Annotated in this window: 14 protein-coding genes; 6 read left to right on the forward strand and 8 right to left on the reverse strand. The window is 44.2% G+C overall.

Features of this window, described 5'->3' with window-relative positions:
• Window positions 1–71: 71 nt before the first annotated feature.
• From ACPW7N_RS00870 to ACPW7N_RS00880, 3 genes are all read right to left on the reverse strand, one after another.
• A complete protein-coding gene (locus tag ACPW7N_RS00870; RefSeq protein ID WP_425649097.1) occupies window positions 72–806 on the reverse strand; it encodes a 3'-5' exonuclease in 735 nt (244 codons plus the stop codon).
• Window positions 803–2,722 (reverse strand): DUF294 nucleotidyltransferase-like domain-containing protein, encoded by a 1,920-nt coding sequence (locus tag ACPW7N_RS00875; protein WP_425649098.1) that lies wholly within the window; start codon window positions 2,720–2,722, stop codon window positions 803–805. The genes ACPW7N_RS00870 and ACPW7N_RS00875 overlap by 4 nt, the downstream gene beginning before the upstream one ends.
• 353 nt (window positions 2,723–3,075) lie before the next feature.
• Window positions 3,076–3,225: a hypothetical protein gene (locus ACPW7N_RS00880; protein ID WP_425649099.1), complete on the reverse strand. Its 150-nt coding sequence runs from the start codon at window positions 3,223–3,225 to the stop codon at window positions 3,076–3,078.
• Window positions 3,226–3,633: 408 nt separating this feature from the next.
• On the opposite strand from ACPW7N_RS00880, the gene ACPW7N_RS00885 reads away from it, so the two are divergent.
• The 4 genes from ACPW7N_RS00885 (at window position 3,634) to cbpB (ending at window position 7,718) form a co-directional block, all read left to right on the forward strand.
• On the forward strand, window positions 3,634–4,878 hold the full coding sequence (locus tag ACPW7N_RS00885) for an S-layer homology domain-containing protein (RefSeq protein WP_425649100.1): 1,245 nt from the start codon (window positions 3,634–3,636) through the stop codon (window positions 4,876–4,878).
• Window positions 4,879–5,052: 174 nt separating this feature from the next.
• Window positions 5,053–5,883, forward strand: coding sequence for a lipoate--protein ligase family protein (locus tag ACPW7N_RS00890; RefSeq protein ID WP_425649267.1), 831 nt, complete (start codon window positions 5,053–5,055; stop codon window positions 5,881–5,883).
• A 99-nt stretch (window positions 5,884–5,982) separates the two neighbouring features.
• Window positions 5,983–7,092 (forward strand): acyltransferase family protein, encoded by a 1,110-nt coding sequence (locus tag ACPW7N_RS00895; protein WP_425649101.1) that lies wholly within the window; start codon window positions 5,983–5,985, stop codon window positions 7,090–7,092.
• A 185-nt stretch (window positions 7,093–7,277) separates the two neighbouring features.
• Complete coding sequence (gene cbpB / locus ACPW7N_RS00900) at window positions 7,278–7,718, forward strand: cyclic-di-AMP-binding protein CbpB (protein ID WP_425649102.1); 441 nt, start codon at window positions 7,278–7,280, stop codon at window positions 7,716–7,718.
• Between the two features lie 51 nt (window positions 7,719–7,769).
• Here cbpB and ybaK read toward each other — a convergent pair whose 3' ends face one another.
• Window positions 7,770–8,249 carry a Cys-tRNA(Pro) deacylase gene (gene ybaK, locus ACPW7N_RS00905; protein WP_425649103.1) on the reverse strand — a complete coding sequence of 160 codons (480 nt, stop codon included), beginning with the start codon at window positions 8,247–8,249 and terminating at the stop codon, window positions 7,770–7,772.
• Window positions 8,246–8,737 (reverse strand): Lrp/AsnC family transcriptional regulator, encoded by a 492-nt coding sequence (locus ACPW7N_RS00910; RefSeq protein ID WP_425649104.1) that lies wholly within the window; start codon window positions 8,735–8,737, stop codon window positions 8,246–8,248. Before ACPW7N_RS00910 ends, ybaK begins: the two co-directional genes overlap by 4 nt.
• 76 nt (window positions 8,738–8,813) lie before the next feature.
• Here ACPW7N_RS00910 and ACPW7N_RS00915 point away from each other — a divergent pair, with 76 nt between their 5' ends.
• On the forward strand, window positions 8,814–9,575 hold the full coding sequence (locus ACPW7N_RS00915; protein ID WP_425649105.1) for an MBL fold metallo-hydrolase: 762 nt from the start codon (window positions 8,814–8,816) through the stop codon (window positions 9,573–9,575).
• Complete coding sequence (locus tag ACPW7N_RS00920; protein ID WP_425649106.1) at window positions 9,572–10,597, forward strand: hypothetical protein; 1,026 nt, start codon at window positions 9,572–9,574, stop codon at window positions 10,595–10,597. The genes ACPW7N_RS00915 and ACPW7N_RS00920 overlap by 4 nt, the downstream gene beginning before the upstream one ends.
• A gap of 53 nt (window positions 10,598–10,650) precedes the next feature.
• On the opposite strand, the gene ACPW7N_RS00925 is transcribed toward ACPW7N_RS00920, so the two are convergent.
• From ACPW7N_RS00925 to ACPW7N_RS00935, 3 genes are all read right to left on the reverse strand, one after another.
• A complete protein-coding gene (locus tag ACPW7N_RS00925) occupies window positions 10,651–11,697 on the reverse strand; it encodes a YheC/YheD family endospore coat-associated protein (protein ID WP_425649107.1) in 1,047 nt (348 codons plus the stop codon).
• A 112-nt stretch (window positions 11,698–11,809) separates the two neighbouring features.
• Window positions 11,810–12,370 carry a tRNA 5-(aminomethyl)-2-thiouridylate-methyltransferase MnmM gene (gene mnmM / locus ACPW7N_RS00930; RefSeq protein WP_425649108.1) on the reverse strand — a complete coding sequence of 187 codons (561 nt, stop codon included), beginning with the start codon at window positions 12,368–12,370 and terminating at the stop codon, window positions 11,810–11,812.
• Between the two features lie 21 nt (window positions 12,371–12,391).
• Window positions 12,392–13,132, reverse strand: a complete 741-nt coding sequence (locus ACPW7N_RS00935) for an MBL fold metallo-hydrolase (RefSeq protein WP_425649109.1) — start codon at window positions 13,130–13,132, stop codon at window positions 12,392–12,394.
• Window positions 13,133–13,155 lie beyond the last annotated feature (23 nt).

Below are 13,155 nucleotides of genomic sequence, written 5' to 3' on the forward strand. Positions count from 1 at the left end.
CATTGGATACCGATACAACCAATCTCTAAGAAAGTTCATAAAAAATCTTTTTACTTTTAAAAAACTTACTTTCAGAATGAACCGTATTGAGTGGCTTGCATTCGGATGTAATGTTCAAGACCAATTAACGAATGGATTCCTCTTTCATCCAAAATCTGCAATAGTTCAGTAAACAATTCTGCTGTCATGATCGCATCATCCAGGGCATGGTGGCGCCTGCGAAGAGAGATATCGAAAGTAGCCAGGAGTGTATCGAGGTTATGGGAAGGCAAGGTAGAGAACATATGATAGGTGAGAGTAAACGTGTCTATTGCTTGATTCTTGATCTTTTCTTTGCAGCACAGGGTAAGATGCCGATTCAAAAAATGCAAATCAAATTCCAGGTTATGGGCCACGATGCAAGCCGGTCCTGTGAACTGTAAAAAATCACGAATGACTTCCATTGCCTTGGGGGCACCTGCGATGTCAGTTTCCGTAATCTGCAGCAGTTCCTGGATTTCTGGAGGAATTGAACGGTTGGGGTTAATCCATTCAAAGAACGTTTTGTCGCTCGCAACCTTCCCTTTCTCTACGACGACAGCTCCAATCGAGAGAAGCTCATCTCCCCCATAAGGATGAAATCCTGTGGTCTCAGTATCAAAAACGACAAAAGTTTTTTCCAACAATTTTTCATACGGATTATGTTTCACGCTTTTATTGATGGAGAGCAGGCGGATCATTTCTTCAGCCAACTCCTGATCACATTGATACTTCTGTTGTTTGTTCAGGAAACGCTCGGTTACCCAGTTTGCGACAAAACGAATCATAGCCTCCCCCCTACCTGCAATCGATGTGCTACCAACTGTTGCAACCACTTGGCGGTAGACAGCGATTTTTTCAGACGAATGTATTCCCGTTTGGACAGTGTTTTAATACAGACGTAATTGTTCGCTTCCTTTCCTTCTTGTATTTGTTTTAGATTCTGACGAATACGGAGGACCATCAGCGTATTAAATGCTTCCTGTATATTGCTTGCGTCTTCTGCAGAAAACAATTGCCGCTGTGTTAGTGCGTGCAATCGTTCGATGGTGGAATTGGCGTGAATTCCCTCGCGCAAGGCAAAAATCCGCATGGCATTCACAATATGCATCACTCCGCCATGCTTGATATTGATTTCATCGTGATGGGCTTTATTGCGTTCTGTAAGAATTCGACCAAACACCCCGAGCGGCACTTGATGCTCCTCATCATCTTCCGCCAGTCGATGCAAGAGGTAACGATCGTTCATACACAGGGAAATCAAATAGGTCCGAACTTCTTCAGCCAGGGCAAAAGAGCCATATGCGGGACGAAAGTCAAGGAAAATGGTAAAGTTTCGTAATTCATCCCCTTCCACAGATTCCAACCATTGATCAATTTCCCGCTTCCAGTCATTGACGGAATGACGCCAACGGGGATTGGTTGCCATGACATTGCCAGAACATCTAGGAAAACCGCATTGCTCCAATCCAGTAACAATTTTGTCAGCCAAACGAGCGAAATAGTCATTTGCCTGTTTCTTCCCATGCGGCTCCACATCTTGATAGATTATCGCATTATCCTGATCGGTGCTGAGCGTCTGCTCTCGTCTGCCCTCACTTCCCATTGTCAACCAGCAGTACTCTACCGGTGGATTCCCATACCCTTCGTTTCTCATGCTCTCTTCGCTGATCGTGATCACTTTGCGAACCAGACGATCATTCAGTTCGGTTATCAAACTGCACATTTCGTGCGCTGCCGCATTTTCCTTTACCATTGAATCAAGAATTCGGTAGATCTGTTGTCGAGAATTTTGCAATCCCTCCACAGTCGTTTGGGATTCCACTTCATCGACAACAGAGAGGATGGTTCCTCCTTTGGCTTCCGTAAGGTTGCGCATGGTGATGATCCCTTCCAGCGAATGGGTGTGCGTGACAACAGGAATATGCTGTATTTTATGCTTTGCCATCATGACAATTGCTTCATAATAATATGCTTCTGGAGGAAGCGTCAGCAGGGTTGTACTCATGACATCTCTCGCATGATACGTGGTCAAGTTGGACGGATCAGATGCAACAATGCGAATGATATCTTCTCTTGTAACAATTCCTTTGACCTCGGCCCCGGAAGATAGAATGACTAGCGATGACACTCGTGACTCCATCATCTTGGACGCCAAGCTTGTCAATCGGTCGCCTTCCCAAGCTGTTATGACGGGAGAGCTCATGATTTCACCGATTTTTTTGCGGTAGGGGAAAGTATCGAAGCCAGTAGAATGGTAGGAGTGCTCTTGCTGAATTTCCTGATACAAGGTATCAAAGCGTTGGCTGATGATTCTCATTACTTTTTCTGCAAAAGGATAATTTACTCGCAGGAGCTGTTCAAACACGACATGAGGCATTCGCAAAACTATGGAGTCCATAACGGTTTGAATGGAAAACCTTGTTCTTCGATGAGAAATGGCTGACACTAACCCAATCAGATCATTCGGATGGTAAAAAAGAACCGTAATTTCTTCTCCTTCGTCACTGATAAATGTGTTCTTGGCCATTCCTTCAACTAGAAGAAACAAATCAGAATCAATCATGCCTTCATGAATAAATACACTGCCTGCAGGTAATTCAATAATCTCCATCGCTTGCAACAGCATTGTTTTCTGCTCTTCTGTCAGCACTTGAAGGATTGGATGAGTCTCCCACTTTTTCCGAATTTCCAACGAGTCCATCGTAATTCCTCCTGCAATAACACCTTTTCCCACCATCGTACCAGAAGATTTTTCTGAATTATACGTAAAATCTTCAGATTTAATAAGTTGTTCAAAAAGGAGGACGTTTCGAATTGTTACATTCATCCGCACATTTTCCTAGTAATAGGCTTTAGTCCTTTCGCATGTCCATTGTACCGCATACATTAGCCAATAAGGATGAAAGGAGGATATCAATTTGTACCAATACTTAGCTGCCCGAGGAGAATCTCTTGAATCAATTTCTTGCAAGTTCGGCATTTCCTTACAATGGCTAATCTTGAATAATCCTTATGTTCCCGATCCATGCTTCAAATTCAAACGGCGAAGAGTCATTATTGTGCCTTTCCCGATTCCACCAGTAATTGTGTCACCGCAAACAACGGTGGTGTCGCCACAGACAACAGTCGTTTCGCCACAAACAACGGTTGTTTCACCACAAACAACGGTTGTTCCTGGCCCTCTACCGCCTCCGCTGCCGCCACCGCCGCCAAGGCCACCAATCGTGTCACCATTTCCACCAATTGCCCCCCCTCCACCTCCACCAAGGCCCAGACCTCTATTACCGCCTAAAAATGAGTCTTGTCATCAGTCTTCGTCGTCTTCGTCTTCGTCGTCTTCTTCATCATCTTCATCTTCCTCGTCTTCTTCGTCTTCTTCGTCTAGTTGCCATCGTGGAAGAAAATGCAGAAAACGAAAATCTTGTTCATGTCCTCCTAAACGATGTGACAGAAAATCGTGCTATTGACCTACTAAACAGATAAAAGACAGCAGTGATTATCAGACTGCTGTCTTATTTTTTAGGGTTAGGCCTGTCCTCCTGCAACTTTCCTGTAATTCCCAACGTCATACATGACAGAAACTTTCACAGACGATCGAAGGAGGATAAGGTAATGAGAAAGATATTTACTTTACTTTTATCAACATTGCTCATTTTCAGTATGCTGCCTCAGGCTTTTGCAGCAACAAGCTTTACAGACGTGCCAAGGAGTCATTGGGCCTATGAAGCGATCATGGATATGGCTGATCGAGGTATTATTTCTGGTTACAACGATCGTACATTCCGCCCGGACAACAAGATTACCAGGGCCGAATTTGCCAAAATCATGATTGCTGCAGCAGATATTGATATCGACCGGTCCCACTCTGTGAGCCAAACTTTCAAGGATGTAAGCAAACGTCACTGGGCATTCTATTATGTCGAATTAGCTAAATCGTATTTAACTGGCTACAAGTCTGGCTCTTCCTATCTGTATAAGCCAGATGAGTACGCTGTACGTGAAGATATTGCCGTCGCACTGGTACGCTTGATGGGCTACGACAGAACACAAAATGCTGATCTTGACTTGCTGGATAATTTCCGGGATGAAGATGATATTTCCAAAGCACTTCGTCCGTATATTGCACTAGCCATTAAAAATGAATTAATCAAGGGATTCAATGACCGTACATTCCGTCCGTTGGCACCGATTACTCGTGCAGAAGCTGCCTCTCTTCTGTACCGTGCCAATCTGGATGAAACCAAAGTTGTATTCCCGCCTACCACGGAACCAAAGCCTGAGCCACCAAAACCGCCACAAGGGACAACAATTACTGACTCGTTTACCGATTCCAAGTTAAGCTCAAACTGGAAAACTGGCTCATCTTTAGGTACGTGGGGTGTTTACAACAAAACTGCTACCGCTTTTACATTTGAAAAAGACCTGGATCATCTTTTCCTTCCGTTAAACTGGGAAAAATCAGATGAATCCCAAAACTATGAGATGCAAGTAGATGTGCTTGCAAAAGGAACAGACGGGTTAGGCGGACTCTATATCTCCGGTAAAGACGATGACCCCAAAGTAATCTATGTAGAAAAGGGCAAATTGACTGTTGGCACCGTAAAAGATGCAAACAGCAGTGAAGTAAAGGTTTTGACCCAGGTTTCCTACAAGTTGCAATCAACGAACAAACTCAAGGTGGTTGTCAAAGATAGTTCCTTTTCCATCTATCTGAATGGAAACTTTGTATTTGAGCAAAAAGATCAATTGAAGCAACCTACCACCGTTGGCCTTTACTTGCAAAGAAAATCCGGTGAAGGATTGCCTGAGAAGGGTACTTTCTTCGATAACTTCTCCTTCAAGGCACTGACTAGGTAATCTCCCGCTTCACCCTATCAATTTAATTTAATGTAGAAATGCCCGGGAAGCTAACCAATCCCGGGCATTCTTTCCATTTTGCCTGCTTTGTTTGAAAATTAGACAAACCACGTGTATAATGGGAACCGACTTTTGGCATGGAAAGGAGGCTGCACCTTGTCACAATTTCCCATCATGGATCAGGTTCTCTGGATGGATTCAGGCATTCATACACAAAGTCCTGTCTTTCCGATTGCTATGGATGAGGCCCTGGCAAACTCTATGGCTGAGGCAGATTCGAAACCGATCGTACATCTCTGGGTATATGAACGAGCTCTCTTTTTAGGACGCCGTGACGCCAGACTTCCTAATCTGGAAGCTGCCCTACGGACGACTGCCAAAAATGGCTATGGCGCCCTTTTGCGCTCTTCTGGCGGTGCTTGTGTGCCCTTGGATGCCGGAGTATTGAATATTGCCATATTATTACCAAATCTTTCTGTCACCATTGATGAGTTTTTCCGCTTGGCAGCTACGATGTTACAGGAAGGTTTGGAGTCGTATGGTAAAATAGAAGTGGGTGAAGTGACAGGCTCTTATTGCGTAGGCGACTACGACTTTGCTATCAACGGCAAAAAAATTGGCGGTATGGCCCAGCGCAGGACACGATATGGCTCGATTCTTCAGTTATGCATTAATATTGAAGGAAGCGGTCTGGAGCGGGGACTTCTCATGGAGAATTTCTATCAGGAAGCAGGACTACACTTGATGGAAAACAACAAACCGATTCCTTTTATCGACGCCACTACGATTGGAAGTATTACTGAGTTGGCGGGGAGACATGTTACCGTTGATGAAGTAAAAACTTCCTTGTGGGATTCTTTTTGTCAGACACATAAAGCTGAGCAAGTCCCTTTTCGATTAAACGTATCCGCATTTGAACAGGCAAAGCAACATCTGCAGGATAAGTTGCAGTTGTTTTCTTTCACAGCCAGAGAGATTATGGAAGAAACTTGGAGGCTTCCATAACTCATCAATACGCCAGACATCTAGTAATGTTTTGACGTTTTTCGGGAGGTTTCTTAAAAACACATCATGGAGAGCAACCGTAGAGGATCTTTCGAGGATTTGAACGCTTTCTTTGTATTCGGGGCGCTGTCAATCCTTTTACTTCACATTCTCGGTTTCTTTATCGAAGCACAGAATGAATTCGCATGGAACTATGACATTGAAGCCATACTGATCATTTTACTGCGATTCAGCAGGGCGTTTTTCATCTTTGGTACAGGCATGTTGCTGTTTTACTGGTATCGACATCGGGACGTCGATTGGAGTGTTTTTTGGCGCAAACGTTGGGTAAATATTATTCTGCCCTATTTGATCTGGACAGGAATCTATACTTACACCCGATTCCAAACAACTGATCCATCTGTATTGGTTCCGGAATACTTGACCAGTCTGATTAGCGGCAGTTCCTTTTATCACCTGTATTACATTCCGTTGTATTTACAGGTAACTGTACTTTTCATGCTCAGTAAACGCGTGATTGAAAAATACATTCGATTCCGACTCGTCGTCCTGATTGGCGTTTTACAGATGATGCTGTACGGAGCCTATCAACACTTTTTTTCTGCTCCTGTACTGAATCAGATTGACTGGAATGCCAACATGCTATTGTCGCTTTTAAAACACAGCTATGTGTATAACCAGCTGTATGTGTATATGTATTTGTTTTATTTTCTGTTGGGTGCATTTGCCGGACTCCATGTTGACCAGTGGAGAATCTGGGTACGTCGCCTTGCTCCGTTTAGTTGGATAATTTTAGGGACAACCTCTTTCATTCTTATCCATCGCTATCTGACTGGCAAAATGACCTACCTGGAAGGGCTCAATATCTTTACCCCGCTCTATATGGTTTACACACTTAGCTTGATGATTGCCTTTTATCCAGTAATGGCACGATTAGGCAGAATACCACATATTGGGACTTGGTTGTCAAGAATGGCAAAACATAATATGGCCATTTATATGACGCATCCATTGATTCTGTTCCTGTTGGAAAGCTATGTGATCTATCACGTACGATTCTGGTCAGTTCCAGCGATTATGGCAAGTATGTTCATACTGACTGTACCTGTCAGTATAATACTATATAACAACACCCGCATCAGCACGTTATGGGTAAAGGCAAGGAAAAAGCATCAACACCAGCAACAAATGCAGCCATACCGTGCATAGAAAGAACAGTCTTACCGCTTGGTCACCAGTGCCCTGTGGCAACAAATTCCTAATGAAAATAAGTCGATTTCGGGCCATACTAGTAGTGGGAACAGTTTGTCTCCCACACCTCGATTATTGGCCTGGCATACGCTGGGCTTTTTTTCGTTTTACGACAGAAACGTTTGTACTGAAAGGAAGTGATCATGTTGGCTAACTCAATACCAGAGCTTCCTCAGGCTAACATAACAGATTTAATCATCCCGGCTTCTAACGTTGCACATGTGCAGCTTGGCAATTCGTTGCAACACGCATTGCTTGTACTGATCAAATCGGGATACTCAGTCATTCCCGTTCTCGATATGGAATACCGTATTCACGGCCTGTTGAGTACTACCGTCATTGTAGAATCTATCCTGGGAATCGAGCGGATTGAATATGAAAAACTGGATGATCGCAAAGTAGAAGATGTAATGATCCACAAGATTCCCAGAATCTCTGATCAGGGTGATTTCCTGCGAGCGTTGGAGCTCTCGATTAACCACCCGTTTATTTGTGTAGAGAATGAAGATGGTGTATTTGTAGGGATACTGACTCGTCGATCCATTCTCGCCGAATTGTATCGCCATGCACGAGGGATTGAATAGAAAAAACGGAAGTCAATCGGAGACTGATTGACTTCCGTTTCGTCTGTATCGTCAGATTTGTGCTACATCAGCAAAGTTTGCTTTTGTTACCTTGGCCAGATTCTCTGCCTTCAACTCGATCTGTACTCCGATATTTCCGCCGCTGACAATCATAGTATCAAGTGATTGAGCTCGTTCATCGATGATTGTAGTAAACAACTTTTTCATGCCAATCGGTGAACACCCCCCACGAATATAGCCTGACACTTTCGTAATATCCTTAACCGGGATCATCTCCACTTTCTTTTCTCCAACAGCCCTTGCCGCCTTTTTCAAATCGAGCTCAGCCTCAACTGGAATCACAAAAACAAAATAGGCCTTGCTGGTACCTTGAGAAATCAGGGTTTTATATACTACCCCTGCTTCCCTTCCAATCTTATTGGCAACTGAAACCCCATCTATTTTCCCATCGTCTGTTTGATAGGTCATCATCGCATAGTCGATTTTTTCTTTGTCTAAAAGCCGCATGGCATTCGTTTTACTCTGTTTCATCTGTCATCCTCCTTGGTGACCTTGTTCTGATGAGAAAACATTCTCTTCAGGGATATGGATACCCGATAGTTCGCATGCATGAGCAGTTGATCAAGGAATTCATTCAACTCATCGTGTGACGGGAAGTTCGCTTTCACGAAATAACACCCTTCTCCTGTGACCCGATGGACTTCTTCCACGTTTGTCTGCGTCTCGATAAATTGAAAAAACGATTGATGATTGGGAGATTTCATAAATACGGTGATAAAGGCAGTTACGATCAACCCCATCTTGGTTGGATTGACTCGCAAGGTGAACCCCTCGATGATGCCCATATCCTCCATTTTGCGGATGCGTGCGGCTACTGCTTGTCCTGTCATGTGAATCTGTTCACCGATTGTTTTCCATTGTGTACGAGAATCCTGCATCAGCAACTCGATAATCTTTACATCGATTTCATCTATCAGCATACGGATAAATCCTTTCACAGTGTAAGTAAAATGTGACATTTGCTTTCACCAGAACATTCATTTGCGCTTGGGTTTCACGTATTCTTAATCTACCATCAACTAAGGAGTGAATGAAATGAAAATGCAACTGATTCGCCATGCAACACTTCTGCTGGAATTCAACGGTTATCGCATACTCGTTGATCCCATGTTGTCGCCGAAAGAAACAATGCCTCCTATTTTGAATTCCACTAATGATCGAAGAAATCCTCTTGTTGATCTTCCACTCAGGGCAGACTCTTTAACACAAGTGGATGCCATCATCATCACTCATTGTCATCCAGATCACTTCGATGAAACAGCCAAACAACTTCTTCCCAAGCAGATTCCGGTTTTCTGCCAGCCTTCTGATCGGGACAAATTGCAAGAAGCAGGCTTTTCACAAGTGAACCCAATTCAGGAGACATTGATGTGGAACGGTATTCGGTTGGACCGTACAGGTGGTCAGCATGGCACAGGTGAAATCGGTAAGCTGATGGGCATTGTATCTGGCTTCGTTCTTCATGCAGAGGGCGAACCCTCGGTATACATTGCTGGAGATACGATCTGGTGTGAGGATGTGGAGCATGCTCTCGCTACCTATACCCCTACGATCACTGTCTTGAATACAGGTGCGGCCCAATTTGCAACAGGTGATCCCATCACAATGGATGTAAACGATATAGTGCAAGTTTGTCAATTCGCTCCCAATACGCAGATCATAGCCGTTCACATGGATTCCATTAACCATTGTTTGCTCACAAGAAATGATTTGCGGCACGAATTGGAGGCGAGAGCATTGATACACCGAGTGTTGATTCCTGAAGACGGAGAATGGGTGGGTGACGTGTCAGTATGAGTAAGCGAAGCTGGAGCCTGTGGGATGATTGGGAAGCGTTTGATTTATCCAACTCTGGAGCAACCCCAGGAGAGTATCAAGGGCAAAAGGCTTTATTTCTTGAAAAGCTAGGAGAACCGGTCTTTCTAAAGGAAGAAATATCTTTTGAGAGTTTTCGTCTGAAAGCAGAAGTTGCCATTCCCCCTCCAGTTGCTTTTGTTGGGCTGGTATTCGGCGCAAGAGATTCACAAAATTATGAACTGATTTATCTAGCCCCACAAGAAATTCAATACGACCCTGTGATGAACAATTCCATGACATGGCAAATTTACAACGGGCCGTCATACCAAAAACCGTTACAGAATACGACCGGGAAGTGGATGAACTTAAGTGTGGAAGTTTATCCAAACGGGGCTGCTGTTTATTTGAATGAGAATGCGTCACCAGAGCTTATCATCCCCAATCTTCAGCATGGCGGCTCCCTTGACAAAATTGGATTTTGGGGCTATTTACCGTGTTACATACGTAATCTCTCGGTAGAAGAAATTACACCGATTCTGATCACCCATCGTAGTACGGACATAAAAAAACTGATGGACGAAACTTATCTAACGGAATGGATGGTTTCTTCCCCATTTGTTTCACAAGACAATCAAACCGTCGTGCATCAGTGGTCAAAAGCCCAAGTGGAAGAAAACGGCACACTAAACATCAATCGCCTGTATCCAGCAGAGCCAGGGATTTCCGTCCTGGTGGAAAGCACGTTTACGATCCCTGAAGAAAAAGAAACAGAGTTATCCTTTGGTTTTAGCGATCAAATTCGGCTTTGGGTCAATGATGCAGAGGTCTACCAGGGAACGTGGCGATGGGCACCGCCGGGAAGTGATGGCCGCATCCGCAGTGATTATGCCAGCTTGCCTGTTCGTTGGAGAGCCGGCTTGAATACGATTCGTGCCGAACTAACGAATCATGAACAATTTGGCTGGGGATTGAAGATGAAAACCGGGCTGTCCGACATGTCGTTATTCTTGGAAGAACAGTAACATTCAATGATTAAAACACAAAGCCTGCACCTCGACTCAGTGCAGGCTTTGCGCTAGAAAAAGCTTCTCCCATATTCTAATGGACGTAGATACGTCTGGCGAAACATATCGATGGAGCCCGCTTTATAAAAAGAATAACGCTGGTCTCTTACGTTGATTTCAATGAGGTACGGATTTCCCAGTGGATCGATGCCCATGTCCATTCCTAAGTCTGCAAGTGACGGGAAATACTTATTGTACTGGATCGCAATTTCAATCGCTGCACGAGTCAGTTCAGCTTTTACTCGTAGTATCTGGTCCAATGGGAATAAGGAAGCAAGCACTTTATCAATTTGTTCCGCCCTTCCTCCCTTTGCCAGATTACTCAGCTTGTTCTCTGGATTTGCTATTTTACAGACAAAACCAGAAACACCCCATTGCCGTAACCCATCTTTTTGTACAGAAACACGAATATCAAACGTTTGACCCTGGTATTTCGCCAGCATAACACCTTGTTGTACAAGGAATCGTTTGACATTTACCCACTTTCCAACCTGGGCGATTACCTCTTTTTTGGTTACATGCATACGATGTTCTGATGTAATGAACAAATACTTTTCTCCCGTCTGTTCAATTCTTCCTACCCCCTGACCAACGGAACCAATAACGGGTTTCACGTAAACGATCGGGTATTGTTTGAGAAATTGAATCAGAGTTTCCTGAGAAAATGTTGCAGTTCTCGGCAGATAAGGGTGAAGCGCTGAATTTGCCCATAAATATTGATGAATGGCAGCCTTGTTTCGGATCACAATTCCATTATAAACCTGACTGAATTTACCGAGCTTCTCAATGGCTCTGTTGGTCTCTTGATTTCCGGTTAAAATACGATTATGAATAACTGGCGGAACCGAGGTTACTGTACGAATGAGTTTTCCTTTTTGGTAGACATAGCCTCTCACTTTTCTAGTCCGGAAATCCACTTGCAACGGATGAAAAAACACGGGAGCCAAATTCATCTGCTTACCTAATTCTTCATAGTAGTTCAGTCTTTCGAATGTTGGTATTCCTGCATATGCCCGCTTCAGTATAGCCCAATCAAGTAGTATCCCGATTTGTCTCACTCAAATCCCCTCTCATACCCATTTCTAACCGATATTTCTTCCTTACAGGGTATGAAGTGAATGAGCAAAGCGCTTGCCCAAATCGTTGTGCAGGACTTGCTTATTCCGACTTTTACTTGCTCCGTTTTTCAATCACTAATAGGAATGGTGCCTGGTTTTGTTGGTTTACGTACTGATATTTCAACGCCAAGTACTCGGTTTGATCCAGATTCACACAATATTCTTCCACAGCGTCTTTCTCAATCTTTCCTGCATCATGACCCCAGTAGACGATAATTGTCATTACTCCGCCTGATTTTAGTAACCCAAGTCCTGCTTCGATGGCACGAATGGTACTGGCTGCCTGTGTCGTAACCTCTTTATTGCCTCCTGGTAGATAACCCAGATTGAACATGATAGCTCCCACAGTATCTGGAACCTGATTCATTTCCTCGTGGCTCACGATGCGAATGTCAACCCGTTCAGCCACACCTTCTCGTTCCAGACGAGCCCTCGTCTTTTCTGCCGCTTCCTGCTGGATATCATATGCAATCACTTTGCCATGTTGTCCGATGAGCTCAGCCAAAAATAGCGTATCATTGCCATTCCCCATCGTTGCATCTACTACTGTTTCTCCCAACCCGACTCTCTCTCTGATGAATCTTCTCGCAACTTCCAATACATTAGGTAACATCTGGCTCTCCCCTTATGATTTCTATAAGTGTAGCTGCAGCCCAATTTTAGCTACATATCCTTCTCCCCGAGTATACCCTTCTATTTCGCTTCGTACCTCCGATTCCTGATAGGCAGGAAACAAGTGAGTCACGATAAACCTGCTGCAACCAATCTGCTCGGCAACTGCTGCGGCTTCTTTGACGCTTAAATGACCTGTCGGTGTAGTCGGTTTATATTTTTCCAGAAAAGTCCCTTCACCAATGAACAAATCAGCCCCTGTCACAAAGGGAAACCACCTGGTCCCAGGCCCGCTGTCTGCACCGTAAACAATTGTCTTGTCACCTTGCTGGATTCTCATCGCATAGCAGGTAATGTCATGCTGTGTTTGCAAAAATGTGACGGTGCAATCTCCAATTGTGATACGAGACTCTTCGTTCACCTCATGGAAGGTCGTAAACGTTTCATAATCCAGTGTAAGCCCCTTCTCTTCCGGTTTGGCTGGCCCATAGATCGGTAAACTTCCTTTAACCCGATCATTCATACGCATATGTAGCATGGTTCCGTATTGAAGCACACCGACATCGGCAACGTGATCGTGATGATAATGGGAAAGAAATACTGCATCCAATTCACTGATCGGCAAATAGTTCAAGAGCTGGCTGATCACTCCACTGCCACAATCAAACAATAGATTTACCTCATCTGTCTGCAATAAGTACCCTGCTGTTGCTCCATTCGCTCCAGGGTAGGGAGAATGACAGCCCAGAATGGTCAAGCGCATGAAACTTCACTCCTTCTCATAGG

The sequence above is a fragment of the Brevibacillus nigriterrae genome, assembly GCF_049846925.1.
Lineage (GTDB): Bacteria > Bacillota > Bacilli > Brevibacillales > Brevibacillaceae > Brevibacillus_H.